This window comes from Micromonospora sp. CNZ285, assembly GCF_004637285.1.
Map to the genome: position 1 here is coordinate 5,355,061 of NZ_SPQD01000001.1, position 25,847 is coordinate 5,380,907.

At 73.4% G+C, this 25,847-nt stretch carries 22 protein-coding genes; 16 read left to right on the forward strand and 6 right to left on the reverse strand.

From position 1 onward, the window contains the following. Positions 1 to 14 precede the first annotated feature (14 nt). Positions 15 to 614 carry a TetR/AcrR family transcriptional regulator gene (locus tag CLT75_RS24435; RefSeq protein ID WP_135242636.1) on the reverse strand — a complete coding sequence of 200 codons (600 nt, stop codon included), beginning with the start codon at positions 612 to 614 and terminating at the stop codon, positions 15 to 17. Positions 615 to 705: 91 nt separating this feature from the next. On the opposite strand from CLT75_RS24435, the gene CLT75_RS24440 reads away from it, so the two are divergent. The 9 genes from CLT75_RS24440 (at position 706) to CLT75_RS24480 (ending at position 15,281) form a co-directional block, all read left to right on the forward strand. Continuing rightward, positions 706 to 1,845, forward strand: a complete 1,140-nt coding sequence (locus CLT75_RS24440) for an FAD-dependent monooxygenase (RefSeq protein WP_135242637.1) — start codon at positions 706 to 708, stop codon at positions 1,843 to 1,845. Positions 1,846 to 1,998: 153 nt separating this feature from the next. Continuing rightward, positions 1,999 to 3,792: an HSP90 family protein gene (locus tag CLT75_RS24445; RefSeq protein WP_135242638.1), complete on the forward strand. Its 1,794-nt coding sequence runs from the start codon at positions 1,999 to 2,001 to the stop codon at positions 3,790 to 3,792. Then, positions 3,785 to 6,628 carry a hypothetical protein gene (locus CLT75_RS24450; protein WP_135242639.1) on the forward strand — a complete coding sequence of 948 codons (2,844 nt, stop codon included), beginning with the start codon at positions 3,785 to 3,787 and terminating at the stop codon, positions 6,626 to 6,628. The genes CLT75_RS24445 and CLT75_RS24450 overlap by 8 nt, the downstream gene beginning before the upstream one ends. A 71-nt stretch (positions 6,629 to 6,699) precedes the next feature. Further along, positions 6,700 to 7,314, forward strand: coding sequence for a TetR/AcrR family transcriptional regulator (locus CLT75_RS24455; protein WP_135242640.1), 615 nt, complete (start codon positions 6,700 to 6,702; stop codon positions 7,312 to 7,314). 77 nt (positions 7,315 to 7,391) lie between these two features. Next, positions 7,392 to 8,729 carry an ATP-binding protein gene (locus CLT75_RS24460; protein ID WP_135244118.1) on the forward strand — a complete coding sequence of 446 codons (1,338 nt, stop codon included), beginning with the start codon at positions 7,392 to 7,394 and terminating at the stop codon, positions 8,727 to 8,729. A 25-nt stretch (positions 8,730 to 8,754) separates the two neighbouring features. After that, a complete protein-coding gene (locus CLT75_RS24465; RefSeq protein WP_135242641.1) occupies positions 8,755 to 9,675 on the forward strand; it encodes a hydroxymethylglutaryl-CoA lyase in 921 nt (306 codons plus the stop codon). 212 nt (positions 9,676 to 9,887) lie between these two features. Further along, a complete protein-coding gene (locus CLT75_RS24470; RefSeq protein ID WP_135242642.1) occupies positions 9,888 to 11,420 on the forward strand; it encodes an acyl-CoA carboxylase subunit beta in 1,533 nt (510 codons plus the stop codon). A gap of 66 nt (positions 11,421 to 11,486) precedes the next feature. Further along, positions 11,487 to 12,635, forward strand: coding sequence for an acyl-CoA dehydrogenase family protein (locus CLT75_RS24475; RefSeq protein ID WP_128138841.1), 1,149 nt, complete (start codon positions 11,487 to 11,489; stop codon positions 12,633 to 12,635). A gap of 102 nt (positions 12,636 to 12,737) precedes the next feature. Further along, the gene (locus tag CLT75_RS24480; protein ID WP_135242643.1) at positions 12,738 to 15,281 is read left to right on the forward strand and encodes a helix-turn-helix domain-containing protein; all 2,544 of its coding nucleotides are present in this window, start codon (positions 12,738 to 12,740) and stop codon (positions 15,279 to 15,281) included. A 286-nt stretch (positions 15,282 to 15,567) separates the two neighbouring features. Here CLT75_RS24480 and CLT75_RS24485 read toward each other — a convergent pair whose 3' ends face one another. Beyond that, positions 15,568 to 16,059 (reverse strand): MarR family transcriptional regulator, encoded by a 492-nt coding sequence (locus tag CLT75_RS24485; RefSeq protein ID WP_135242644.1) that lies wholly within the window; start codon positions 16,057 to 16,059, stop codon positions 15,568 to 15,570. A gap of 101 nt (positions 16,060 to 16,160) precedes the next feature. On the opposite strand from CLT75_RS24485, the gene CLT75_RS24490 reads away from it, so the two are divergent. Further along, complete coding sequence (locus tag CLT75_RS24490; RefSeq protein WP_135242645.1) at positions 16,161 to 16,742, forward strand: YceI family protein; 582 nt, start codon at positions 16,161 to 16,163, stop codon at positions 16,740 to 16,742. Between the two features lie 254 nt (positions 16,743 to 16,996). After that, complete coding sequence (locus CLT75_RS24495) at positions 16,997 to 18,475, forward strand: glutamate-cysteine ligase family protein (protein ID WP_135242646.1); 1,479 nt, start codon at positions 16,997 to 16,999, stop codon at positions 18,473 to 18,475. A 205-nt stretch (positions 18,476 to 18,680) separates the two neighbouring features. Here CLT75_RS24495 and CLT75_RS24500 read toward each other — a convergent pair whose 3' ends face one another. Further along, entirely contained in the window at positions 18,681 to 20,153 is a 1,473-nt protein-coding gene (locus CLT75_RS24500) for an ICP22 family protein (protein WP_135242647.1), read from the reverse strand. A 104-nt stretch (positions 20,154 to 20,257) separates the two neighbouring features. On the opposite strand from CLT75_RS24500, the gene CLT75_RS24505 reads away from it, so the two are divergent. Both CLT75_RS24505 and CLT75_RS24510 read left to right on the forward strand, forming a co-directional pair. Continuing rightward, on the forward strand, positions 20,258 to 20,929 hold the full coding sequence (locus CLT75_RS24505) for a PASTA domain-containing protein (protein ID WP_135242648.1): 672 nt from the start codon (positions 20,258 to 20,260) through the stop codon (positions 20,927 to 20,929). A gap of 97 nt (positions 20,930 to 21,026) precedes the next feature. Continuing rightward, entirely contained in the window at positions 21,027 to 21,920 is an 894-nt protein-coding gene (locus tag CLT75_RS24510; protein ID WP_135242649.1) for a PASTA domain-containing protein, read from the forward strand. An 81-nt stretch (positions 21,921 to 22,001) separates the two neighbouring features. Here the strand turns inward: CLT75_RS24510 and CLT75_RS24515 are convergent, their stop codons facing one another. Together CLT75_RS24515 and CLT75_RS24520 are read right to left on the reverse strand one after the other, a co-directional pair. Beyond that, a complete protein-coding gene (locus CLT75_RS24515; RefSeq protein WP_167797014.1) occupies positions 22,002 to 22,481 on the reverse strand; it encodes a hypothetical protein in 480 nt (159 codons plus the stop codon). Positions 22,482 to 22,579: 98 nt separating this feature from the next. Beyond that, positions 22,580 to 22,867, reverse strand: coding sequence for a hypothetical protein (locus CLT75_RS24520; RefSeq protein ID WP_018785581.1), 288 nt, complete (start codon positions 22,865 to 22,867; stop codon positions 22,580 to 22,582). 733 nt (positions 22,868 to 23,600) lie between these two features. Between CLT75_RS24520 and CLT75_RS24525 the strand changes: the two genes are divergently transcribed. From CLT75_RS24525 to CLT75_RS24535, 3 genes are all read left to right on the forward strand, one after another. Next, positions 23,601 to 24,482 carry a helix-turn-helix domain-containing protein gene (locus CLT75_RS24525; protein ID WP_135242650.1) on the forward strand — a complete coding sequence of 294 codons (882 nt, stop codon included), beginning with the start codon at positions 23,601 to 23,603 and terminating at the stop codon, positions 24,480 to 24,482. After that, positions 24,452 to 24,673 (forward strand): DUF397 domain-containing protein, encoded by a 222-nt coding sequence (locus CLT75_RS24530; protein ID WP_013283299.1) that lies wholly within the window; start codon positions 24,452 to 24,454, stop codon positions 24,671 to 24,673. The genes CLT75_RS24525 and CLT75_RS24530 overlap by 31 nt, the downstream gene beginning before the upstream one ends. A 149-nt stretch (positions 24,674 to 24,822) precedes the next feature. Next, complete coding sequence (locus CLT75_RS24535) at positions 24,823 to 25,221, forward strand: hypothetical protein (RefSeq protein ID WP_135242651.1); 399 nt, start codon at positions 24,823 to 24,825, stop codon at positions 25,219 to 25,221. Here the strand turns inward: CLT75_RS24535 and CLT75_RS24540 are convergent. Beyond that, a complete protein-coding gene (locus CLT75_RS24540; protein ID WP_135242652.1) occupies positions 25,189 to 25,791 on the reverse strand; it encodes a hypothetical protein in 603 nt (200 codons plus the stop codon). The two genes, CLT75_RS24535 and CLT75_RS24540, sit on opposite strands and share 33 nt — an antisense overlap. Positions 25,792 to 25,847 lie beyond the last annotated feature (56 nt).

Sequence of the window (25,847 nt, forward strand, 5' to 3'; positions counted from 1 at the left end):
GGCTCCTCCCTCCGTCACCCGCCAGACGCGCGGGACGGGGGTAAAGGTTGGGTCAGGTAGCGCTGAATCGTCGGGCCGACCCAGTCGGCCAGTTCCTCGGGGTCGAGGTCTGCCACCGGTGGCAGCCGGACGACGTACCGGGTGAGCGCGAGCCCGAGGATCTGACTGGCCACCAGGCCGGCCCGGCGGTCGGCGGTCGCCGGGTCGGCACCGGACCGGGCCACCGCGGCGGCGAGCTGGCCGGCGAAGATCCCGCGCATGCGTTCGGCCGCGCCGGGGTTGGTGGCGGCGGCCCGGAGCAGGGCGACGAGTGTCCCGTCCGCCTCCCAGCGGCGTACGAAGTGCCGGGTCAGTGTCTCGCCGAGCCGGTCCGGCGGCACCTCGGCCAGGTCGGGCAGGCGCAGGTCGAACTCGGCCGCCGCGGCGAACAGCCCCTCCTTGCTGCCGTAGTAGCGCATCACCATCGACGGGTCGATGCGGGCGTCGGCGGCGATGGCCCGGATGGTGGCCCGGTCGTAGCCGTCGGCGGCGAAGCGTTCCCGGGCGGCGCGCAGGATGGCCGCCCGGGTGGCGTCCGAGCGGCGGGTGCGGGTGGCGGGTTCGGTCACGTCCACGACTGTAGGCCAACACGTGTTGACATCGGCTCTACAGTGAAGTCAACACGCGTTGGCAAACAGTTGTTGACCGAGTCCGGAGGTGGAAGCGATGCTGCCCGAACACACCGACGTCCTCGTGGTGGGAGCCGGGCCGACCGGCCTGGCCGTGGCGGTCACGCTCGCCCGGCACGGGGTGACCGCTACCGTCGTCGACCGGCTCGCCGAGCCGCCGGTCACCTCGCGCGCCGCAGTCGTGCACGCCGGCACCCTGGAGGTGCTGGACCGGATCGGGGTCGCCGCGCCGCTGGCCGCGCGAGGGCTGCACTCGGCCCGGTTCAGCGTCCGCGACCGGGACCGGGTGCTGGTCTCCGTCCCCTTCGACGGGTTGCCGTCGCGCTACCCGTACGCGCTGCTGATCTCCCAGGCCGACACCGAGGCGGTGCTCACCGACCGGCTCGCCGCGCTCGGCGGGCGCGTGCTGCGGCCGTACGAGATGACCGGCCTGGACCTCGACGGCGACGGCGCCGTCGCCCGCTTCGACGGCGGCCGCGCGGTCCGGGCGCGCTGGGTCGTCGGCGCCGACGGGATGCACAGCCGGGTCCGCGAGCTGGCCGGCATCGGCTTCGGCGGCCCGGCCGACCCCGGGGAGTCGTTCCTGCTCGCCGACGTCCACGTGGACAGCGCGCTCCCGCGCGACCAGGTGAGCCTCTTCCTGTCCCGCCGGGGCCCGCTGGTCTGGGCGCCGCTGCCCGACGGCACGGTCCGGCTCGTCGCCACTGTGGACGACGCGCCGCGCGACCCGCAGGCGCACCACTTCCAGGCGCTGCTCGACGAGCGCGGACCGGCGCGCCGGCCGGACCGGGTCACCGGCATGGCGTGGGCGTCCCGGTTCCGGATCCACCACCGGATCGCGAGCACCTACCGCTCCGGGCCGGTGCTGCTCGCCGGGGACGCGGCGCACGTGCACAGCCCCGCCGGTGGGCAGGGGATGAACCTCGGCCTGCGGGACGCGGTCGCGCTCGGCGACGCGCTCGCCGCCGGGCCGCAGGCCCTCGACGGGTACGCCGCCGACCGCCGTCCCCGCGCCGAGGAGGTGCTCGGCTTCGCCGCCGGCCTGACCCGCCTGGCCGCCGCCCCGTCTTTCGTGCGCCCCCTACGAAACCTGCTGCTCCGCACGCTCTCCGCGTTCCCGCCCGCCCGCCACCGCCTCGCCGTCCGCCTGGCCGGCTTCGAACCCCCACCCCGCTGATCTTGCAGTTGGGGCCCCTTGTCAGTCTCTTTTGGGCGCCTTCGCCCGGGCGGAAAGCGCAAGATCGGCGCGGAGGGGGAGGGGTGAAACGGGACGGACACTGTCGGCGCTGACCGGTACGGTGAGCGCCGAAAATCCGAACCGGGAGCGCGATTGGACCGCACCTTCCAGGTGGACCTCCGTGGCGTGGTCGACCTGCTCAGTCATCACCTCTACGGCAGTCCGCGAGTCTACGTGCGCGAGCTGCTCCAGAACGCCGTCGACGCGATCACCGCACGGCGGTCCGCCGACCCGAAGGCCCCCGCGCGGGTCCGCATCGAGCCGCCCGAACTGACCGGCGATGGGACGCTCCGCGTACACGACACCGGCATCGGCCTGACCGAGGCGCAGGTGCACGAGCTGCTCGCCACCATCGGCCGCAGCTCCAAGCGCGACGAGCTGGGCTTCTCCCGGCACGAGTTCCTCGGCCAGTTCGGCATCGGCCTGCTCTCCTGCTTCCTGGTCGCGGACGAGATCCGGGTGGTCACCCGGCACGCCGACGAGCCCACTGTGCTCTGGACGGGCTGGTCCGACGGGCGGTACGCGGTGCGGCTCGCCGAGCCGGACCAGGCCCGCGACGAGCCCGGCACCACAGTCACGCTGGTGCCCCGGCGCGACGCCGACCAGTGGCTCGGCGTACCCACTGTCACCGAACTGGCCCGCCTCTACGGCAGCCTGCTGCCGGTCGACGTCCGGGTCGGTGACACGCCCACCACGTCCGGCCCGCCGCCGTGGCCGACCACGCCCGGGGCGCCTGTCGACCGGGCCGCCCTCCAGCGGTACGCGCAGGAGCTGCTCGGGTTCGCCCCGTTCGACGTGGTGCCGCTGTCGGTGCCCGAGGCCGGCCTGACCGGCGTGGCGTTCATCCTGCCCGCCGCGGTGAACCCGGCGGCCCGGGCCGGGCACCGGGTCTACCTCAAGCGGATGCTGCTCAGCGAGCACGCCGACGGGCTGCTGCCCGAGTGGGCCTTCTTCGCCCACTGCGTGGTCGACGCCGGCGAGCTGCGGCCCACCGCCAGCCGCGAGGCGCTCTACGAGGACGCGCTTCTCACCTCCGTCCGGGACGCGCTCGGCGACCAGATCCGCGGCTGGCTGGTCCGGCTCGCCAAGCACGACCCGCGCCGGCTCGGCGAGTTCCTCCAGGTGCACCACCTCGGCGTCAAGGCGCTCGCGATGCACGACGACGAGATGCTGCGGCTGGTCGACCAGTGGTGGCCGATGGACACCAACGTCGGCACGATGACGCTTGCCGAGTTCCGGCAGCGGCACGGCGTGCTCCGGTACGCCGCCAGCCTGGACGAGTTCCGCCAGCTCGCCGCCGTGGCCGCCGCGCAGGACCTGGCAGTGGTGAACGGCGGCTACACGTATGACACCGAGCTGATCGAACGGCTGCCCACAGTGGACCGGTCGGTGCTGATCGAGCGGCTGGAGCCGAGCGACCTGACCACCCGGTTCGAGATCCTCGACCCGGCGACCGAACTGGCCCTGCGGCCGTTCCTCACCGCCGCGCAGCGGGCCCTGGAACGGCTCGGCTGCGAGGTCGTGATCCGCGCGTACGACCCGGTCTCGCTGCCGGCGCTCTACCTGGTGTCCCGGTCGGCCGCGTTCCACGACCAGCTCGCCGCCAGCCGGGACAAGGCCGACGAGCTGTGGGGCGGCGTGCTCGACGCGCTCGCCGCCTCCGCCCCGCCGGACCGCCCGCAACTCGTGCTCAACCACCGCAACCCGCTGGTCCGCCGGGTCACCACGCTCGCCGATCCGGAGCTGGTCGGGCTGGCCGTCGAGGCGCTCTACGGGCAGGCCCTGCTGCTCGGGCACCACCCGATCCGGGCGGCCGACGCCGCACTGCTGAACAGTTCCTTCCTCGGCCTGCTCGGCCGGGCCGTACCGGGAGAGATCCGTGACTGACGACGACCTCTGGCGGATGCACCACGAGATCGAATCCATGCCGTACGGCCCGGGGCAGATCGCCGCGCTGGAACAGTTGCTGCGCCGCGCCGACGCGGGCGACGACAGGCACCTCGCCTTCGCCGCCCGGGTCACCGGCACCACCGCGTACGTCTACGGCGGCGAACCGGCGAAGTCCTTCGTCACGTTCTCCTGGTGCCTGGCCGAGTACGACAAGGATCCGCAGCCCTACCACCAGCGCTACACGCACCAGCTGCTCTGGTTCTTCAAGTACATGGTCAACGCGATGGTGAAGTTCCCGGAGCTGCCGCTGGACCGGACGTACGCGGTGCTCGACGACATGGAACGGCGCTACCGCGACTCCGGGCACTCGCTCCAGGCCGTCTACAAGCACCGCTACCTGGTGGCCGCGCACCTGGGCGACGACGAGGCGGCGGAGCAGTGGTACCGCAAGTGGATGACCACCCCGCGCGACACGCTCTCCGACTGCGCCGGCTGCGACCCGACCACCCAGGTCGCGCACCTGGTGCGGCACGGCCGGCACGAGGAGGCGGTGGCGCTGGCCGAGCCGGTGCTCGCCGGCCGGCTCACCTGTAGCGAGCAGCCGCAGGGGATCCTCACCGCGCTGCTCACGCCCTACCGCGAGACCGGCCGCACCGACGCGGCGCGGGACGCGCACCGGGAGGCGTACCGGCGGGTGCGCGGGCACCTCGCCGACCTGTGGGACATCGCCGACCACGTCGAGTTCTGCACCGTGACCGGCAACGAGGCGCGGGCGCTGGAACTGGTCGAGCGGCACCTGGACTGGCTGGACCGGGCACCCACCCCGGCCGCCGCGATGCACTTCGCGGCCGCCGCCTCGGCGGCGCTGCGCCAGGTGCCGGCCGAGCTGACTGTGCACCGTCGCGCCTCCGGCGAGCGGCCGGCCGCGGACGTGCCGGTGGGCGCGCTCGCCGACGAGCTGGCCGGTACGGCGACCGCGCTGGCCGAGCGCTTCGACGCGCGCAACGGCACCACGCACCAGTCCGGGTTGATCGCCCGCAAGCTGGCGGCCGGGCCGGTCGGTGAGCACCTGGCGCTGTCGGCGAGCCTGCGCCGCCCGGCGGTGCCCGCGCCGCGTACCGGCTCGGACGCGCCGGCGGCCTCTCCGCAGCCGGTGACGGTGCCGGCCGACGCCGACGCGGACGAGCTGCTCGCGCTGGCCGAGGAGTGCTGGCGCACCAACCGCCGGGACGGCCTGGTCGCCGCGTTGCGCGCGTACGACGAGCGGTTCGGCGACGCCGACGTGCCGGCGGCCACCCGGGCCTGGCGGCTGGAGCTGCGGGCCGGTGAGCTGTCCCAGGACGACGACGGCGTACCGGTGGCGATCGACGTCAACCGGGAGGCGCTGGCCGCCTGGCGGGAGGTGCCGGATCCGCTGCGCGCCCAGGTCGTGGCCGGGCGGCTCGGTGTGCTGCTCAGCATGGTCGAGGAGAGCGCGGACGAGGGGATGGCCCTGGCCCGGGAGTCGGCCGGATACCTGACCGAGCACGGCGAGCCGCGTGACCGGGCCGCCGGCTGGGACCGGCTCGCCCTGGCCCACGTGCACCGCGAACAGTGGGCGGAGGCGCTCGACGCGCTCGACCGGGCCGAGGCGGAGGCGGACGCCGATCCGTGGCTGGCCGGACGGGTCGCGCTGCACCGCACGCACGTGCTGGAGCAGTTGGAACAGGCCGAGGAGTTCCGGGACGCGGCGGCACGGTCCCGCCGGCTGGCGAGTGAGCTGGGCGACGCCGAGATGCTCACCGGCGCCTGCCTGGCGTACGCCCGCTCCACCGACGACCCGGCCGAGGCGGTGGCCGCCTGCGACGAGGCGCTGTCTGTCGCACCGGCGGGCGCGCACCTGCCGCTACGGGTGACCCGGGGCCGGGCGCTGATGGCGGCCGACCGGGCCGCCGAGGCGGTGGAGGATCTGGCCGAGGCGGTCACCCTCTGCGTCGAGCAGGGGCTGGACGGCGACGCGCTGCTGCGCTGGGAGCTGGCCGAGGCGTACCGGGTGGCCGGGCGGCTGGCCGAGGCCGCGGAGGTGGCCGAGGAGGCGGTGCTCGGGCTCGACCGGGCCGGCGCGCAGGCCGAGGCGGACCGCTGCCGGCACATGCTGGCGGGCATCTACGCCGGTCTCGGCGAGACGGACCTGGCGCTCACGGTGCTCGACACGCTGGCCGAGAACCTGGACGGGCCGGACAATCTCCCCCACCGGGCGCAGGTGCTGGAGGAGTCCGGTGGCCTGCTCTACGACGCCGACCGGGACGCCCTCGCCGCGCAGCGGTTCGCGGCGGCGGCGACCGCCTGGCGGCTGACCGGCTTCCAGGTGGACGAGCTGCGGGCCCGGCGGCGGGAACTGCTCGCCCTGCACTGGTCCGGCGACCTGCCGGCCGCGGTCGCCGCGATCGAGCGGGTCGACGAGGCGGCGGCCGCGCTCCCGGCCGAGGCCGACGAGGCGCCGGTGGTCACGTACGAGCGGGCGATGGCCGCCGACGCGGTGGCCCGGGTGCTGATCGGCGAGGACCGGCTCACCGCCGCGCTGGACCGGGTGGACGGCGTCCCGGAGCGCCTGCGGTCGATCGAGGCGTTCGGCGAGGCGGCGCAGGTCGAGGTGCTGACCGGCGAGCTGCTGCTGCGCGACGGGCGGCCGGAGCAGGCCGAAGGGCTGCTGCGGCCGGTCCTCGCCGGGCTGCCCACCGGTTCCCGCCCGGCCACGCAGGCCGCCTGGCTGCTGGCCCGCGCGCTCGACGAGCAGGGCCGGGAGGCCGAGGCGGCGAAGGTGCGCGCCGACCACGGCATCGAGGAGGACTGACACGACGGGCTGGGGCAACCGTTGGGTAACCGCGGCTGCCCCAGCTCGAACGCGAGGTCTAGGCTGGTCCGGTGGCGGTGGAACAGCAGGCACGGGGGGCGGCGGGTGCGGCCCGGCGCCGGTCCCGGCGGGACGAGATCCTGGAGATCGCGGTCGGCCTCTTCGCGGCGCGCGGCTACCACGGTGTGTCGATGGACGACATCGGCGCGGCGGCCGGTGTCACCGGTCCGGCGCTCTACCACCACTTCGCCGGCAAGGAGGCGATGCTCGCCGCCGCATTGATCCCGGTGAGCGAGGGGTTGCTCGCGGGCGGCCGGGACCGCGCCGCCGGCCATCCGGGTGACCCGCGTGCCGCGCTGGAGTCACTCATCGACTTCCACGTCGACTTCGCGCTCGCCAACCCGGCGGTGATCGCGTTGCACCTGCACGAACTGGACCGCCTCCCGGACGAGCCGCGCCGCCGGATCCGCCGGCTCCAGCGGATGTACGTCGAGGAATGGGTCACCGTGCTGACCGCGCTGCACCCCGGCCTGCCCGACGGCGCGGCCCGGGTGCTCGCCCACGCGGCGTTCGGCCTGATGAACTCGACGCCGTTCCTCGGCGGCGAGGTGGACCGCCGGCGCCGTGCCGAACTGCTGCGCGGCGCGACCCTCGCGGCCCTGCTCGCGCCCACCGACCCGACCTGACACGCCGCGCTCACCTTAACGCGTGTTAAGAAGAGACCCCGGCTTTGCGTCGAGAAGGGGTCACGTCCGTGCAGAAGATGATCGAATCGTTGTTGGTCGCGAATCGGGGGGAGATCGCGCGGCGGATCATCCGCACCGGTAGGCGGCTCGGGATCCGGACGATCGCGGTGCACTCGGAGGCCGACGGCGGGCTGCCGTTCGTGACCGAGGCCGACGAGGCGGTCTGCGTCGGCCCGGCGAACCCGGCCCAGAGCTACCGGAACGTCGAGGCGATCCTCGACGCCGCCCGGAGCACCGGCGCGCAGGCGATCCACCCCGGCTACGGCTTCCTGTCCGAGAACGCGGACTTCGCCCGTACCGTCGAAGGGGCCGGCCTGATCTGGGTCGGGCCCGGCGCCGACGCGATCAGCGCGATGGGCGACAAGATCAACGCCCGGAACCTGATGGCGGCCGCGGGGGTGCCGGTCGCGCCCGGCACCACCGAACCGGCGAGCGACCTGGACGCGGCGGTCGCGGCCGCCGCGGAGATCGGCTACCCGGTGATGGTCAAGGCCGCCGCCGGTGGCGGCGGTATGGGCATGGGCGTCGCCGCCGACGAGGCGGCGCTGCGCACCGAGTACGACAAGGTCCGCGCGTTCGCCGAACGGATGTTCGGCGACGGGTCGGTGCTGATCGAGCGGTACTTCCCCCGGGTACGCCACGTCGAGGTGCAGATCCTCGGCCTGGCCGACGGCCGGGTGGTGGCGCTCGGCGAGCGGGAGTGCTCGGTGCAGCGGCGCAACCAGAAGCTGGTCGAGGAGTCGCCGTCCCCGGCGGTGTCGCCCGAGCTGCGCGAGCGGTTCCTGGCCGCGGCGGTACGCGCCGGTGAGGCGGTGAACTACCGCAACGCCGGCACCGTGGAATGCCTGCTCGACCCCTCGACGCAGGAGTTCTTCTTCCTGGAGATGAACACGCGGCTGCAGGTCGAGCACCCGGTCACCGAGTACGTCTACGGCGTCGACCTGGTCGAGGAGCAGTTGCGGGTGGCGTCCGGCCTGGCGCCGACGTTCGACCCGGACGCGCTCACCCCGCGCGGTCACGCTATCGAGCTGCGGATCAACGCCGAGGACCCGAAGCGCTTCATGCCCGGCCCGGGCGCGATCACCACCTGGAACGAGCCGTCCGGCACCGGCGTCCGGGTCGACTCCGGCTACGTCGCCGGCAACACCGTGACGCCGTTCTACGACAGCCTGATGGCGAAGCTGATCCTCACCGGGGCGACCCGCGAGGAGGCGGTCGAGCGGGCGCGGGCGGCGGTCGCCCAGTTCGAGATCGTCGGCCCGAAGTGCAACCTGCCGTTCTTCGCCGAGCTGCTGGAGAACCCGGAGTTCCTCTCCGGCGACTACGACACCGGCATCGTCTCCCGGATGCGCTGACCTTCGACCCAGTGAGGTGAATCTGATGGCGGAACTTCCAGACTCCGTGAGCATCCGTGAGGTCGGTCCCCGCGACGGCCTCCAGAACGAGGAGCCCATCCCCACCGAAGCGAAGGTGCGGCTGCTCGACGCGTTGTCCCGCACCGGGGTGCGCCGCATCGAGGCCGTCTCCTTCGTCCACCCGAAGGCGATCCCGCAGATGGCCGACGCCGACGAGGTGTGGCAGCGGGCGGAGAAGGTCGACGGCGTGCGCTACTCCGCCCTGGTGCCGAACACCCGTGGCGCGCAGCGGGCGCTGGCCGCCGGCTTCACCGAGATCGAGGTGGTGGTCTCGGCCAGCGACACGCACAACCGCCGCAACGTCAACCGCTTCACGGACGAGTCGCTGGACGACATCGCCGAGCTGATCGACCTGCTGCACGGCGCGGGCGCGACCGCCGAGGTGATCGTGGCGACGAGCTTCGGCTGCCCCTACGAGGGCGACGTGGACCCCCGCCGGGTCGCCGCGATCGTCGACCGTGTCGCCCGCGACGGCGCGGACCGCGTCGCCTTCGGCGACACCACAGGCATGGGTACGCCCCGGCGCGTCCGCGAACTGGTCACGGCGGTCCGGGACCGTAACGCCCACCTGCCGGTGCTGCTGCACTTCCACAACACCCGGGGTACCGCGCTGGCGAACATGCTCACCGCGATGGAACTGGGGATCACCGAGTTCGACGCCAGCGTCGGCGGCCTCGGCGGCTGCCCGTACGCCCCCGGTGCCAGCGGCAACCTGGCCACCGAGGAGGCGGTGCACATGCTGCACGACATGGGCATCGACACCGGCATCGACCTGGACGCCCTGATCGAGGCCGCCGAACTGGCCGAGACCCTGGTGGGCAAGAAGCTCCCGTCCGGCGTCCTCCGAGCCGGCCCCCGAACCCGCCTGACCCCCCGCCCCGCCTGAACCTGTTCCCCCTGCGCCCGCCCCGTTGATCAAGGAGTTTGTGTCCTCCGGGGGCCCGAACGAGGACACGAACTCCTTGATCAACGAAATGAGCGGGGGTGGGTGGGGTGCGAGGGCGTGGTGGGGTGCCGAGGGCGGGGCGGGTGGGGTAGCCTAACGATCGTTCAGGTCGGTGGGCGCCCTGTGCGGGGGCCGTGGCAACGGGAGTCGGCGTGACGCTCGACGGTGAGGCTCTGGAGCAGCTACGCAAGCGCGCCCGCGCCGGCGGAGCGGACAAGTACCACGCGGCGAACGCCGCGAAGGGGAAGCTGTTCGCCCGTGAGCGCGTGGCCTACCTGGTCGACGAGGGCTCCTTCGTCGAGGACGGGCTCTACGCCAACGCCATGGCCGACGGGCTGCCCGCCGACGGCGTGGTCACCGGCACCGCCACCATCGACGGCCGCCAGGTCTGCCTGATGGCGAACGACTCCACGGTCAAGGCCGGCAGCTGGGGCGCGCGTACCGTCGAGAAGATCATCCGGATCATCGAACGGGCGTACGCGACGGGCGTCCCGATGGTCTACCTGGTCGACTCGGCCGGCGCCCGGATCACCGACCAGGTCGACCTGTTCCCCGGCCGGCGCGGCGCCGGCAAGATCTTCTGGAACCAGGTCCGCGCCTCCGGGTCGATCCCGCAGGTCTGCGCGCTGTTCGGGCCGAGCGCGGCGGGCGGGGCGTACATCCCGGCGTTCTGCGACGTGGTCGCCATGGTGGACGGCAACGCCAGCATGTACCTCGGCTCCGACCGGATGGTCGAGATGGTCACCGGCGAGAAGACCACGCTGGAGGCGATGGGCGGCGCCAAGGTGCACTGCGCCGAGTCCGGCGTGGGGCACTTCCTCTGCAAGACCGAGAACGACGCGCTCGACGTGGTGCGGACCTACCTGTCGTACCTGCCGTCGAACTGGAAGCAGGACCCACCCGCCGCCGAAGCGGTGGGCGCACCGGAGAAGGTCGACCTGGCCGCGCTGGTCCCGGCCAGCGAGCGGCAGGCGTTCGACATGCGCCGGTACGTCAAGGGCCTGCTCGACTCCGGCAGCTTCTTCGAGATCCAGGCGCTGTGGGCCAAGGAGCTGACCATCGGGTTCGGCCGGCTCAACGGCGAGGTCGTCGGCGTGGTCGGCAACAACTCGATGTTCAAGGGCGGCGTGCTCTTCGTCGACTCGGCCGACAAGGCGACCCGGTTCGTGCAGCTCTGCGACGCGTTCAACGTGCCGCTGCTGTTCCTCAGCGACGTACCCGGGTTCATGGTCGGCAGCGCGGTGGAGAAGCAGGGCATCATCCGGCACGGCGCCAAGATGATCACGGCGATCTCCGAGGCGACCGTACCCAAGATCTGTGTGGTGGTCCGCAAGGCGTACGGCGCGGGTCTCTACGCGATGGCCGGTCCCGGCTTCGAGCCGGACGCCACGATCGCGCTGCCCACCGCGAAGATCGCGGTGATGGGCGCGGAGGCCGCCGTCAACGCGGTCTACGCCAACAAGATCGCCGCCATCTCCGACGAGGCCGAGCGGGCCGCGTTCGTGGCCGCGAAGCGCGAGGAGTACGAGCGCGACATCGACGTGGTGCGCCTCGCCAGCGAGCTGGTGGTGGACGCGATCGTCGAGCCGCACGAGCTGCGCGCCGAACTGGTCCGCCGGTTCGCCGCCGCGCGCGGCAAGGAGCGGCACTTCTCCCGGCGCCGGCACGGCGTCACCCCGGTCTGACCGACCCACGCCCCGGCGTCACGAGCGCCCGGCCCGTCCGTACCGCCGTCCCACCAGGAGGATCAGATGGACTTCCGGCTCAGCGACGAACAGGAGGCGCTGCGCTCCAGCGTGCGGGAGTTCGCCCGCGAGGTGGTCGCGCCCACCATCGCCGAGCACTACGAGCAGCACACCTTCCCGTACGAGATCGTCCGTCAGATGGGCAAGATGGGCCTGTTCGGGCTGCCCTTCGCGGAGGAGCACGGCGGCATGGGCGGCGACTACTTCGCGCTCTGCCTCGCACTGGAGGAGCTGGCCCGGGTGGACTCCAGCGTGGCCATCACGCTGGAGGCGGCGGTGTCGCTCGGCGCGATGCCGATCTACCGGTTCGGCACCGAGGAGCAGAAGGCGCAGTGGCTGCCGAAGCTGCTCAGCGGTGAGGCGCTGGCCGGGTTCGGGCTCACCGAGCCGGGCACCGGCTCGGACGCGGGCGGCACGCGGACGCGCGCGGTCCTGGACGGCGACGAGTGGGTCATCAACGGCTCGAAGGCGTTCATCACCAACTCCGGTACCGACATCACCGCGCTGGTCACCGTCACCGCCGTCACCGGTACGCGCCCGGACGGCGGCAAGGAGCTGTCCACGATCATCGTGCCGTCCGGTACCCCCGGCTTCACCGTCGCGCCCGGCTACTCCAAGGTCGGCTGGACCGCCTCGGACACGCACGAGCTGACGTTCGACGACTGCCGGGTGCCGGCGGCCAACCTGCTCGGCGAGCGCGGCCGGGGCTTCGCCCAGTTCCTGCGCATCCTGGACGAGGGCCGGATCGCCATCGCGGCGCTCGCCGTCGGCCTGGCCCAGGGCTGCGTGGACGAGTCGATCAAGTACGCCAAGGAGCGCCAGGCGTTCGGCCAGCCGATCGGCAACTACCAGGCCATCCAGTTCAAGATCGCGGACATGGAGATGAAGGCGCACACGGCCCGGCTGGCCTACTACGACGCGGCCGCCCGGATGCTCGCCGGTGAGCCGTTCAAGCGTCAGGCGGCGATCGCCAAGCTGCACGCCAGCACGGTGGCGGTGGACAACGCCCGCGAGGCGACGCAGATCCACGGCGGGTACGGCTTCATGAACGAGTACCCGGTGGCCCGCTTCTGGCGGGACTCCAAGATCCTGGAGATCGGCGAGGGCACCAGCGAGGTGCAGCGCATGATCATCGCCCGCGACCTCGGCATGTGAGGACGGCCCCCAGACCGTGTCCTGTCGGATATCGGCAGTGGACGGTCGGGTGGTTGACGATGGGCTGTGGAGCGTCGGAGTCCATCCGTAATCTTCGTGCCCATGACTCCGGATCATGACCGTGCGCGGGGCCCAGACGGTCGTACCGGTCTGTCCGATCTGCTGCGCGGACACCGGCTCGCCGTCGGCCTGACCCAGGCCGAGCTGGCGGGCCGGGCCGGCGTGGGCGTACGGACGGTCCGCGATCTGGAACGGGGACGGGCCGTACGGCCCCAGCGCACCACTGTCGACCTGCTGGCCGACGCGCTCGGCCTGAGCGGGAACGAGCGGCGGGAGTTCGTCGACACCGCCCGGCCCGCGGCGTCCCGCCTTCCCGGCCCCGGCACCGACGATCCGCCGGTGGCGCTGCCCCAGCCCGTACCGCTGCTCGGCCGCGAGCGGGACGTGGCGGAGGTGTCCGGCCTGCTCGACGCGTACCCGGTGGTCAGCCTGGTGGGACTCGCGGGCGTCGGCAAGACCGCGCTCGCCGTCACCGTCGCGCACGCGGTGGCGGCCCGGCACCCGGCCGGCGTGGCCGGGGTGCTCGTGGGCGAGGGCTCGGACACCCCGGATGTGCTCGCCGCGTCGGCGTCGATGTTCGGCGTGAACCGGCTGGCCGACCTGTCCTGCCGGATCGGCGACCGGCGGGCGCTGCTGCTCGTCGACGCCGTCGACCGGGCGCCGGACGCGGTGGCCGAGGCGCTGCGCGTCCTGACCGCCGCCGTGCCGACGCTGCGGGTGCTGGTCACCGGCCGCCGGCCGGTCGGCCTGCCCGGCGAGCTGGTCCGGCCGGTCGCGCCGCTCGACGTACCGCCGGCCGGCGCCGTACCCGCCGACCGGGCCGATCTGGACCGCTGGCCGGCGGCGGCGCTGTTCGCCGCGCGGCTCGCCCAGGTCCGCCCGGAACCGCCGACACCGGTCGAGCTGCCGGCGCTCGCCGCGCTCGTGCGCCGGCTCGGCGGACTGCCGCTCGCCATTGAGCTGATGGCGGCACGGGGACGCATCCTCGACGTCACCGAACTGCTCGACCGGTACGGCGACCGCGTCCTGGACCTGACCGGAGGACGCCCCGGCTGGGAACCCGCCGGCCCGTCTGCCGGCCCGTCCGCCGGCACGGTGACGCTTCGCGACGCGGTGGCGACCAGCTATCGCCTGCTCGCGCCCGCCGACCGGGCGGCGCTGCGGCGGCTGTCCGCGTTCCGTAACCGCTGGTCGGTCGAGCTGGCCGAGGATCTGCTCGCCGACGGCGGCCGGCGGTGGGACGCCGCGCCGATGCTGGACCGGCTGCGCGAACTGGGCCTGCTGAGTGTCCGGGGCACCGGTCCGTTCCGGTTCCGCCTGCTCGACGCGGTCCGTGACTTCGCCGCGGAGCAGGCCGACGCCGACGGCGAGACCGCCCGCATCCGGATGCGGCACGCCGCGGTGGTCGCCGGACTGGTCCACCGCACCGCCCCGGGGCTGGTGGGCCCACGGATGTCCGGCGCGGTGCGCGTGCTCGACGAGGCGACGAGCGACATCACCGCCGCGCTGGCGTACGCCGCCGAGCACGCGCCCGAGACGGCGCTCCTGCTCGCCGCCTCCCTGCCCCGCTGGTGGCGGCTGCGCGGGCGGGACGTCTCCGGCCGGCACCGGCTGCGGGAACTGCTGGCCGATCCGCGTACCGCCGGTGCCCGGCCCACGCTGCGGGCCTGGGCCATGCTCGGCGCGGCCCGGCTCGCCGCCGAGCACGGCGCGGGCGCGGAGGAACTTCCGGGGGTGCGGGCCGCCCTGGTCATCTTCACCGAGGCGGGCGACGTGACAGGCGAACTGTCCGCCCGGTCCGTACTGTGCGCGCTCCTGCCCGGGCTCGGCGCGCACGACGAGGCCCGCGAGCAGGCCGAGGCCGCGCTGGCGGCGGCCAGCCGGCACCACCGGGTACGCGAGATGGCCGTCGCCCAGGCGCACCTGACCTGGCACGACGTACGCGAGGCTCGGCTGCCCGGCGCCCGGCGGCGGCTGGCCACCGTCGACCGCCTGGCGGCACAGTGCGGTGACCAGCGCCTGCGTGTGCTGGCGCGGGCCGATCAGGCCGAGCTGACCCGCCTGGAGGGCCGGTACGCCGAGGCGGCCGAGCAGGGGCGCCGGGTGGCCGCCGCGCTCGCGGAGCTGGGCGATCCGGGGCGACGGCGCCGGACGATCGGCGCGGTCGGGCTGGCGCTCGCCCACGCCGGGCGCCCTGACGAGGCGCTGGCCACAGTGGCCGAGCTGTGGCCGTCGGGCGCGGTGCCGGGCCGGCGCCGGCCACCGGCGGTGGAGATGCTCGACCTGCCCGGCGCGGGTGGGGACGTGCGCACCGAGGACGCGTTGCGCGGGTTGATCGAGGGGCACGTGGCGTTGCACCGGGGAGACCGGGAGCTGGCGGCGGAGTGGTTCGCCGCGGCCGCCGACGCGGCGGAGGGTGTCGCCGACCGGCGCGATCTGGTGGAGGCGCTGGTGGGGCTGGCGGTCAGCACCGCCGACCCGGCCGTGCTGGACCGGCTGGACGCGGCGCGGCAGGTGACAGGCGTCAGCCTGCTGCCGCAGGAGGAGGAGTTGCTGTTCTCCCTGTCGGCCCGACGGCGGCGATGAGCGCTGCCGGCGTCACAGTGGCCGCCGGGTCGCGGTGACCGGCGTGTGCTCCGGCCGGGCAGGAGGAGGCGGAGGGCGCGGGGGTGGCGCGAGCGAAGTAGCCCCCTGGTGCTGCCCCTCGCTCCACGCTCGCGCCAGCACCCCCCGGTGCCCCCCGCTGCCGGAAGACTACCGAGGGCGGACGACCGATTCGTGAATATGTGGACCGCTTTGTCTGGCCGTTGGGGCGGTTCTGCCGGTCATTCTGCCGGTGGCCGGTGGGTAGTCGGCGGCAGAGCGCGGCCGGTCAGGCGGCGTCCTCGGCCGGTTCGGTGCTGCCGGCGGTGGCACCCGGATGAACCGCGTCGCGCACCCGGCGCAGCCCGTCCAGCAGCCCGTCGAGCTGTGCCGGGTCGAGCTGGCTGGTGAACCACTGCTCGATGATCTTCAGGTGACCGGGCAGGACGTCGTCCAGGCGGCTGAGCCCGGCGGTGGTGACCACCGCGAAGGAGCTGCGCCGGTCGGACGGGCAGGCGCGCCGGCAGATCAGCCCGTCCCGTTCCATCCGGTCCACCACGCGGGTCACGCCGCTGGTGGAGAGCGAGGTCTGCGCGGCCAGGTCGGTCATCCGCAGCTGGTTGTTGGGTGAGCGGGCGAGTCGGGTCAGCACCTCGAACTCGACCGGGGAGAGGCCGTGCTCCTCGAACTGGGCGGCGAACCGGGCGGCGAGCCCGGCGTGCGCCTCGACGAGCAGGCCGACGGCAGTGATCCGGGGGTCGTCGAACACGTTCTGGTCCACGCCACCATCCTAGCAACACTTGACACGGGGAATATTGCCATGACTATAGTTGCTCAGTCAGTCGTTGGGCTCCTAAACATTCTTCTCCGGAGGAGAGCATCATGACCAGCAGCACCGAGCCGACTACCCGCGACTGGGAGGGTCTCACCATCCCCGCTCCCGGCACCTACGTGCTGGACGCCGCGCACAAGCGTGTCGGCTTCGTCGCGCGGCACATGATGGTCAGCAAGGTACGCGGTGAGTTCGCCGACGCCACCGCCACCATCACCATCGCCGACGACCCGATGCAGTCCTCGGTCACCGCCAGCATCCAGGCGGCCAGCATCAACACCGCCCAGGCGGACCGCGACGCGCACCTGCGCAGCCCCGAGTTCCTCGACGCGGAGCAGTTCCCGACGCTGGAGTTCCGCAGCACCGAGGTGAAGTCCCGCGACGGCAACGAGTTCGTGCTCGTCGGTGAGCTGACCATCAAGGGCGTGACCCGTCAGGTCGAGCTCGAGGTGGAGTTCGAGGGCGTCGGCCGCAGCCCGTTCGGCCAGGACATCTTCGGCTTCTCCGCCTCCACCGAGATCGACCGGGAGGACTTCGGTCTGACCTGGAACGTGGCGCTGGAGACCGGCGGCGTCCTGGTCGGCCGCAAGGTCAAGATCGAGATCGAGGGTGAGGCCATCCGCCAGGGCTGAGCCCGGCACCGGCCCGCGGGGCCCGCACCGTCCGCCGACGGTGCGGGCCCTTCTCGTGTACGCCCCGGCCGTGCGAATCGTCACGCGAAGTTCTCCGCACTGACGCGCTGGTGACGGCCGCGACGGGGTACAGGTGCAGACCTGTCGCCCGTCCAGTCGGGTGGCGGGGCGGGCGCCCTTACGCCCACCACGTGAATGGTTCACAATGCGTTGCGGAACGGTACGGTTCCGTCGCACCAGCGCCGGGAGGACACATGGGCAGAGACGTCGAGCAGGGCGCCTTCTCCCGCGAGGATCGGGTCCGCTACCGGCAGAAGGTCCGACGGTGCCTGGACGTGTTCGCGCTGATGCTCGACGACTTCGGCTTCGACGCCGACCGCCCGATGACCGGGCTGGAGATCGAGCTGAACCTGATCGACGCCGCCGCCGAACCGGCCATGCGCAACGACCAGATCCTCGCCGACATCGCCGACCCGCTGTTCCAGACCGAGCTGGGGCAGTTCAACCTCGAACTGAACGCCTCGCCCCGGCTCATCGAGGGCAGCGGCTTCGCCGACTACGAGCAGGACCTGCGCAGCAGCCTCAGCCGCGCCGACGAGCGGGCCGCCAAGTCCGACGCGACGATCATGATGGTCGGCATCCTGCCCACGCTCACCGAACGCCACCTGGTCGCCGACAACCTCTCCACCAACGAGCGGTACCGCGTCCTCAACGACCAGATCGTCGGCGCCCGCGGCGAGGACATCGAGCTGGACATCAACGGCGTCGAGCGGCTGCGGACGCACACCGACTCGATCGCGCCGGAGGCCGCCTGCACCAGCCTCCAGTTCCACCTCCAGGTAGCGCCGGACAGCTTCGCCGACTACTGGAACGCCTCCCAGGCCATCGCCGGCGTCCAGGTCGCCGTCGGCGCCAACTCGCCGTTCCTATACGGCCGGCAACTCTGGGCGGAGACCCGGATCGCGCTGTTCCAGCAGGCCACCGACACCCGCCCGGACGAGCTGAAGGCCCAGGGCGTACGCCCCCGCGTGTGGTTCGGCGAGCGCTGGATCACCTCGATCTTCGACCTGTTCGAGGAGAACGTCCGCTACTTCCCGCCGCTGCTGCCCATCTGCGAGGAGGAGGACCCGGTCGAGGTGCTGCACGCCGGTGGCGTGCCCACGCTCGGTGAGCTGCGGCTGCACAACGGCACCGTCTACCGCTGGAACCGGCCGGTCTACGACATCATGAACGACCGCCCGCACCTGCGGGTGGAGAACCGGGTGCTGCCCGCCGGCCCGACGGTGGTGGACATGCTCGCCAACGCGGCGTTCTACTTCGGGCTGGCCCGCGGCCTCGCCGAGTCGGACCGCCCGATCTGGAGCCAGCTGACGTTCAGCTCGGCGGAGGAGAACTTCCACGCCGCCGCCCGGCGCGGCATCGAGGCGGTCCTGCACTGGCCCCGGCTCGGCGACGTGCCGGTCACCACGCTCGTGCTCGACACGCTGCTGCCGGTGGCCGCGCAGGGACTGGACCGGTTCGGTGTCGCCCCGGCCGAACGGGACCGCCTGCTCGGCGTGATCGAGGGCCGCTGCCGTACCGGCCGCAACGGCGCGGTCTGGCAGACCGAGACGGTGTGGACGGCCGAGCGGAACCGAGGGCTGGACCGGGAGGCCGCGCTGCACCACATGGTCCAGCGGTACGCCGAACTCCAGCGCGGCAACGAGCCCGTCCACACTTGGCCGGTCGACTAGTTCCCGAGGTCGCCCTCGCCCTTTGCCCCTCGGCCCTCCACCCTTCCACCCCGGCTCCCTGCGGCCCGCGCCTCGTCGATCTTGGAGTTATGGCGCCTCGAATCTTCCGAATGGGCGTTTTGTGAGGTGCCACAACTCCAAGATCGACGCAGTTGGGCGGGTGGCGCAGCGGCCAAGGTGACGTGCGGGCTGGGGCGGGTGGGGCTCAGCGACCCCGGCGGCGGGTGGTCTCGGTGGGCGGCGGCGGGTCGGCCTGGCCCGACGAGGCGGTCGGGGACGAGGAGTCGTCCGTCGTGCTTCGCGGGTTCGGCTCGTCGGCGGTTGAACCCTTGTCGCGCGGGCCGGCCTGCGTGGGTGACTCGGGCTGCCGCTGCGGCGGCACGGCCCGGCCCCGGCGACCGGTGCTGGACCGGGTGGCACGCCCCCGATCCGTCTCCGTCCGGCCGGATGCCACGCCCGGCTCGTCGTCCACTGCCGCATCCCGGAGCGAACCGGCCGACGCGTCCGGCCCGGTGCCCGGCAGAGTCGTCCGGCCGGAGAGATCCGCCGCCGACCGGTCCGACGCGGATCGACCCGACGTGGACCGGCCCGACGCCGGCGCGTCCGACAAGTCCGAATCCGACACGCTCGCCGTCGACGTGCCCGCCCGCTTCGATGGCGCCGTGCCCGACCGGCCCGCCGTCGAGCTGCCGGACAACGGCCCGTCCGGCCCGTCCGGCTCCGCGGTGGTGGGCGAGGCATCCACGCTGATCTCGTCCGGCTCGCCGGTGCGCTGCCGGGGCAGTGTCACCTGCTCGGCGCTCCGGCGCTCGGCACGCTGGGCCAGCGCGGCCATCACCATCGAGCCGCCGACGCCGGCGATCACCGCGTACGGGGCGATCAGGTGGGCCGACAACTGCTCCGCGGCGATCCCGGCCAGGCGCGGCACGGCGAGCAGGTACGCCAGCGCGACGAGCAGCGGTCCGGCCGCCCCGGAGGCCGCCGCGCCGACCCGGATCTCCGGTGCGCGGGCGGCTCGACGGGCCGCCACCAGGCCGATCACCAGTGCGGAGAGCACCGACAGCAGCGCACCGGGCCAGTAGAAGTAGTCGCGGATCCAGAACGCGCCACGGTCCGCGCTGATCTGCCAGATGCCGAGCTGGGCGGTGGTCAGGCCACGGCCGGCGATCACCCCGTCGACCACCGACACCACGGCGAGCAGCCAGAGCCAGCCGGTGGTGGCGATCAGGTTGGTGGCGGCGGCACGGGTGTGCAGCGCCCAGACGGCGAGCAGTACGCCGAGCACCAGCCCCGCGCCCGCGTACGCGGCGGCGACTGCCTGCGGCGAGGAGACGTCCGGCACCCGGGCTGCCCGCGCGGGTACCGCCACCAGCAGGACGGTGACGATCGCGCCGACACCCGCGGCGAGCGCGAGGCCGAGCCGGGGCAGCGTGCCCGGCGACTCGTCCACGCCACCACGCAGGCGCTGGGCGCAGACCGCACCGACGATGACCGATGTCGCCGCGATCCAGGTCGCCCACGCGAGGCTCGCCACCCAGGCCGCCTCGGCCCGTACCGCGCCGTCCGGCACCCAGTTGATGATGCCCAGCCCGTACCCGAAACCGAGCTGCGCGGCGCCCGCGCCGGCGGCGACGCCGAGCGCGGCGGCTGTCGATCCTCCCCAGCCCCGTCTGACCATGCCGGGGAGCGTAACGTCCCGTGGTCGGCGCGGCGAGTCGTAACGACGGGCCGTGACCGTCAGTGAGCAACGGATACGGTCATCGATGATCGGGGCGGGGGAGCATGACGGACGAGCGGCAACCGGCAGGCGACGGCACCGGGCCGGGGCGGGGCAGGCTGCTCCTCGGTGGTGGTGTGGCAGTGGTCCTGCTGGCCGTGATCGGCGCCAGCGTCGGGTGGATCCTTGCGGGTGAGCCGGAGCGCTCGGCCGCGCCCGGCGACTCCGCTCCGCCCGCCGCCGCGTCCACATCGGCCTTCGCGACCACGGCACCGCCGACCACCGCCGCCCCACCATCCGGTACGCGCACCAGCGCCCCGGCCGGGCTCACCGTGCCCGAGGTGGTGGGCGTCGACTTCGAGCAGGCCCGCCGGGATCTGCGCGAGCGCCGCCTGGGCTGGCGACTGGTCTTCGGTACGGGCAGCGGACGCACCGTGGAGCGCACCTCACCGGGCCCCGGCACTCCGGTGAAGCGCGGCACCACTGTCACCGTGTGGGTCTCCGGGCCGGCGCCGGCCGTGAGCGTGCCGGACGTGGGCACGCTGCCCTGCTCCGACGCGGCAGACGATCTGGTGGAGGCGGGCCTCTATCCCCGGTACGCCACCGGCCGCCAGGGTCCGGTCACGGCACAGGTGCCGGTGGCCGGCGGTACCGCCCGGTGGAACGACCAGGTGACCCTCACCTGCGGCGGCCGGACGTCCCCGTCACCGACGGTCTCCCCGTCGCCGACTCTCTGACCGACGCGGCGCGCTGATCCCGGCCGGTGTCGCCGTGGCCCGCTACGGTGGACGATCGAGGGCCGTGCGCCCCGTCCCGGTGGGGAAAGGACGTGCCATGAGCGACGACCGTCAGGAACCACCCGCCGGTGACGCGGACGCGACCCGGGCGCTGCCCCGGGATTCGGCCGGGGAAGACGCCGAACCGTCCCGGGCGCTGCCCCCCGAGCCGGACGCGGACGCCACGCGGGCGATGCCGCGTAACGCCGCCGGGGAGGACGCCGACGCGACCCGCGCGATGCCGCGTAACGCAGCCGGAGAGGACGCGGACGCCACCCGTCCGTTGCCCGGCGGTCCGGCCGGACAGGGCGGGCAGGCAGGGCAGGGCGGGCCGCGCCGCCCGCTCGACGCGACCGCCCCGCACGAACCGGTGGGTGCCTGGTCCGGCCGTGCCGGCGTACCTCCACCACGTCCGGCGGGTTACCCCGAGCCCGGCGGCGAGTGGTACGGCGACGAGCAGGCCGGGCGCCGCTGGTGGATGCCGATCCTGCTGGGCATCCTGGCCCTGCTCCTGCTCGGGTTGATCGGAGTGGGGGTGTGGCTGGCGTTGCGTGCCGCCGACCGGAACTCCGATCCGGGCCCGCCGGTACCGAGCATCTCGGCGCAGACGAGCGCTGCCCCGACCTCGGCCGCCCCGACCAGTGCCGCGCCGAGCAGTTCACCGCCGAGTACGCCGCCGGCCACGACCGCCCCGGTCGAGGTGCCGATGCCGCCGCTGGTGGGGCTGCCGGAGGCCGCCGCCCGGGCGGCGCTCGACCGGCTGGACCTGGACTACCGGGTGCAGCGGCGGGCGTCGGACCGCCCGGCCGGCACGGTGATCTCCACCGATCCCGAGGCCGGTTACCCGGTGGGCGAGGACGACCGGGTCACGATCGTGGTGGCCGTACCCGCGCCACCGACGAGCGGCCCGAGCACACCGGGCTCCGCCCCGGCGACGACCACGACGCCCTGACGATCACCGCGACGCCCTGACGGTCACCAGGACACTCTGACGATCATCGAGCCGCCCTGGCCGGCCACCGTCACGCCTGACTCACCACTGGCGTCTGCGGGTGCCGACCAGGCCCAGCCCGGCCAGTGAGATGGCGAGCCCGAGCAGCCCGGAGTAGAACAGCGACCGGCTGAGATCGTCGGTGACAGCGGTGGGCCGCTCGGCGAGCGCACCCTCCCCGCCCCCGGTACCCGCGCCCCGGTCGTCGTCGGCCTCCGGCGGGTCGGCGGCCTCGCCGTCCTCGTCGTCGATCGCATCGGACTCGGCGGCATCCGAGTGGGCCGTATCGGAATCGGCCGTATCGGCCGTGGCCGCGTCGGAGTCCGTCCGGCCGTCCTCGCCGGCCACGGTGATCTCCGGTGCCGGTACGGGCTCGGCGAGCTGCTGGGTGGCGGAGAAGGCGGGATGACGGACCGCGAGCGCGAGGGCGGTCGCGGTGACGAGGAAGAGGAAGAGCCCGAGGGCATAGCCGATACGGGACCGGTGGTGCCGCCGCGCGGCGGGCAAGTTGACCATGACCATCCCAGGTTCAGGGTCCATGACGCGCGGGGTGGAACGTGCCGGGGTGGGCGTACCGATTCTATGGCGACGGCACGCCCTCCCGACCGGGAATCGTCAGGTCAGCCGACCCGGACCGGGGTCCGGACCACCGGGCGGCGGGCCGTCCGCACGGTGTGCTGACGCGGAGCCGGTGCGGCCTGGAGCTGCCGCAACCCCTCCTGGAGTACGAAGATCGACCTCCGGTTGACCGCGTCCCCCGCCGCGTTCAACTCGTAGCCGTCGAGCCAGAGCCAACCGTCGTAGGTCGGCCAGTCGAGCACCCGGATCACCCGGAACATGATCGGTCGGAGGAACTGGACACTCGCCGCGCGTGTCACGTGCAGTACGTCACCGGAGCGGGGAAGCACATGGGCTCCTGGGAAGTTCGGCCGGCGGGACCGGCGAGGCTGAACGGGGGGCAGGTGCGGTCCGGTGACGGGGGGTCTGCCTCGTGGACCGGCGGTCGGTGGGTCGGTGCTGGTCGGGCCGTACCCGCGGTGGCGAACCGCCACCCGACCATCACCCGGCTGCTCCCGGTTACCGCTCCCGCCGCCGCAGCCAAACTGGCGTGCAGCGACGGGGTCTTCATTCCGGGGCAGGTCGCACGGCGCGGGACGGCTCCCCTCCGGCCGTCCCACGGACCGTGGTGTCACCACGCCCGGAGATCAAGCGAAGACGGTGAGTAACCCGTGCCATACGGACAGACTGCATCAGGGGCGTGCGACATGCAAGTTGCACGTCGAGTTTTGCTGATAGGTGAGTCGGACACGCAAACGGCGAAACTTGAAGCGTCAGGTACCGGAGCGGCACACTGGACGCCGGTTTCGCCCGTCGCGGCCGGTCGACGACCGGCACCACCCCTGCCGCGAACGACACCCGCCGCTCGCCGGTCGCGCCCGCGGTGGGAGCCGCACCGGGGCGCGACCGACCGGAGGTAGCCGGGTGACTGTGAAGCGTGGTCCCGCAATCCGATGGACGGCACCGTGAGCGCGAGGAGTGAGCCGGTCCTGCGAGCCCCGCAGTCGCGAACTGAGGGGATGCCGTGAGCGCGAGGAGTGAGCCGGTCCTGCGAGCCCCGCAGTCGCGAGCCGAGGAGACTCCGTGACGGAAAGGCGCAGCCCCACCATCCGGCGGCGCCGGCTGGGTGCGGAACTCCGCCGGCAGCGGGAGGCGGCGGGCATCACCATCGAAGTCGTCGCCGAGCAGCTGGAGTGCTCGGCGTCGAAGATCTCCCGGATCGAGACCGGCCACACCACGGCGACCCCGCGCGACGTACGCGACATGCTCCGCATCTACGGCGTCGTCGGCGCGGAGAGCGACGAGCTGGTGCAGATCGCCCGGGAGGCCCGGCAGAAGGGCTGGTGGCATCCGTACAGCACGGTGCTCGTCGGCGCGTACGTCGGCCTGGAGGCCGCGGCCAGCTCCATCCGGGCGTACGAGCAGCAGGTGGTGCCGGGCCTGCTGGAGACCGAGGAGTACGCGAGCGCGATGATCCGGGCGGCCCGGCCGGACTTCACCGACGAACAGGTCGACCAACGGGTGCGTGTCCGTCTGGGCCGTCAGTCGTTGTTGACGCAGGACGATCCGGTCGATCTGTGGGTGGTGCTCGATGAGGCGGTGCTGAGCCGGCCGGTTGGCGGCGACGCGGTGATGCGTGGTCAGCTCAAGCGGTTGGTGGAGGTGGCCGAACTGCCGAACGTGACAGTGCAGGTCCTGCCCTTCGAGGTGGGAGCGCACGCCGGCATGGACGGGACCTTCACGATCCTCAGCTTCCCCGAGCCGAGTGATCCCGATGTCGTGTACGCGGAGAACGCCACGGGTGGACTCTTCCTGGAGAAGAGTGACGAACTGCAGAAGTACAGCTTCATCTTCGATCACATTCGAGCAGCGGCCATGCGCCCGGAGGAGTCCGTCGCACACATCGCGAAACTGGCAGAGGAGCCACTGTGGAAATGGCGACCAAGGAGTTCCCCGTGGACCTGACGCAGGCGACGTGGTTCAAGAGCTCGAAGAGCGGGCCGAACTGCGACAACTGCGTCGAGGTCGCGTACGTGACCGGGGCGGTCGGAGTGCGGGACTCGAAGGACAAGACCGGCCCGGCCCTGGTCTTCGCTCCGGGTGACTGGCACGCCTTCGTCGCCCGCGCCCGGAACGGCGTGTTCGGCCGGAGCTGACCGGCACCGAGATGTGGTCCCGCCCGGCAGCGCCGCCGGGCGGGACCATTCGTGTCCGCGTGCCCGCGCCGCGGCGGCGACCCGTCGCCAGTTCCGATCCGCCTCGTTGAACCGCACAGATCGGCAACCGAACAAGGCAGGCGAGACGGATGACGACGATCGGTTCAGAGAACCTCACCAGCGGCCCGGGCAAGCCCGAGCGGTTCGGTGGCAAGTACCGGGGTGCCCGCCGGGACACCGTCCTCACCGAGGTGGTCTCCGGTGACGGCGACGACACCCGCGAGGGTGGCGTCCCCGAGCAGGCCGCGGCGCCGCTGTCCCTGCCGTCGCTGGACCCCAACCCGCTCACCGAGCCGTCCTTCCCGCCGAGCGGCTGGCCGGTCGAGCAGCAGGAGTCCCTGGTGGACCACCCGCTGCTGCGCGGCCTGCTGATGGAGCTGCCCCCGAAGGGCAGCGTGCCTCCGCCCGGCTGGCTGGACCGCTGGTTCGAGGCGACCCGCGCGATCCTGGAACTGCTATACGTGCAGGGCGCGAGCCGGTCGCGCTGACACCGCCTCGGCGGCCGGCATCGCCCGCTCGGCGAGCCGGTTGTGCCGCAGCGCGTGGCGTACTCCGATCGCGCACACGCCGAGCACCCCGACGGTGATCGCCGGGCTGGCGACGCCCGGCGCGGCGAACAGGTCGACCCCGGCCGCCGGCAGCACCGCCGCCAGCACCGCGATCGCCGTCGCCTGGAGCGGCAGCGCGATCAGCGGGTGCGCCGCCGCCGCGCGCAGCCCGTGCGGGGCGGGGGTGCCCGGCGCCGCCGCGAACGCGCCCGCGCCGGACCGCAGCCGCCGGACCCGCCGTACCGTGCAGACCGCCACCACGGCCGCCGGCACGGCCGCGAGGCCGAGTGCGGCGGCGGCCCGGTCCACAGTGGTGTCGCCGCCGCTCTGCAGGCCCGCGGCGAGGACCGCCGCGGTGAGCGCGAGGCCGGTCAGCACCAGGGCGGACAACCATCCGGTACGCCGGCGCAGCGCGCGGGCGCGGTCGAGCCCGGGCAGGCCCTCCGCGACCAGCCCGGCGGCGAGCCAGACGGCGGCGACGGGAAGCAGTACGGCGAGACGGTCATCCATGCCCCCCAGCCTTGCCCGTTTCGACGTTCGGCGAATCCGGGACGGCACCCGGGTTC

What these genes read in the sequence shown, in the direction of transcription:
- CLT75_RS24530 (WP_013283299.1), top strand. Translation starts at nt 24,452, where the DNA reads ATGGCGACCAAGGAGTTCCCCGTGGACCTGACGCAGGCGACGTGGTTC.
- CLT75_RS24505 (WP_135242648.1), top strand. Translation starts at nt 20,258, where the DNA reads ATGACGGACGAGCGGCAACCGGCAGGCGACGGCACCGGGCCGGGGCGG.
- CLT75_RS24540 (WP_135242652.1), bottom strand. Translation starts at nt 25,791, where the DNA reads ATGGATGACCGTCTCGCCGTACTGCTTCCCGTCGCCGCCGTCTGGCTC.
- CLT75_RS24460 (WP_135244118.1), top strand. Translation starts at nt 7,392, where the DNA reads ATGATCGAATCGTTGTTGGTCGCGAATCGGGGGGAGATCGCGCGGCGG.
- CLT75_RS24465 (WP_135242641.1), top strand. Translation starts at nt 8,755, where the DNA reads ATGGCGGAACTTCCAGACTCCGTGAGCATCCGTGAGGTCGGTCCCCGC.
- CLT75_RS24490 (WP_135242645.1), top strand. Translation starts at nt 16,161, where the DNA reads ATGACCAGCAGCACCGAGCCGACTACCCGCGACTGGGAGGGTCTCACC.
- CLT75_RS24510 (WP_135242649.1), top strand. Translation starts at nt 21,027, where the DNA reads ATGAGCGACGACCGTCAGGAACCACCCGCCGGTGACGCGGACGCGACC.
- CLT75_RS24495 (WP_135242646.1), top strand. Translation starts at nt 16,997, where the DNA reads ATGGGCAGAGACGTCGAGCAGGGCGCCTTCTCCCGCGAGGATCGGGTC.
- CLT75_RS24480 (WP_135242643.1), top strand. Translation starts at nt 12,738, where the DNA reads ATGACTCCGGATCATGACCGTGCGCGGGGCCCAGACGGTCGTACCGGT.
- CLT75_RS24515 (WP_167797014.1), bottom strand. Translation starts at nt 22,481, where the DNA reads ATGGTCATGGTCAACTTGCCCGCCGCGCGGCGGCACCACCGGTCCCGT.
- CLT75_RS24475 (WP_128138841.1), top strand. Translation starts at nt 11,487, where the DNA reads ATGGACTTCCGGCTCAGCGACGAACAGGAGGCGCTGCGCTCCAGCGTG.
- CLT75_RS24500 (WP_135242647.1), bottom strand. Translation starts at nt 20,153, where the DNA reads ATGGTCAGACGGGGCTGGGGAGGATCGACAGCCGCCGCGCTCGGCGTC.
- CLT75_RS24440 (WP_135242637.1), top strand. Translation starts at nt 706, where the DNA reads ATGCTGCCCGAACACACCGACGTCCTCGTGGTGGGAGCCGGGCCGACC.
- CLT75_RS24535 (WP_135242651.1), top strand. Translation starts at nt 24,823, where the DNA reads ATGACGACGATCGGTTCAGAGAACCTCACCAGCGGCCCGGGCAAGCCC.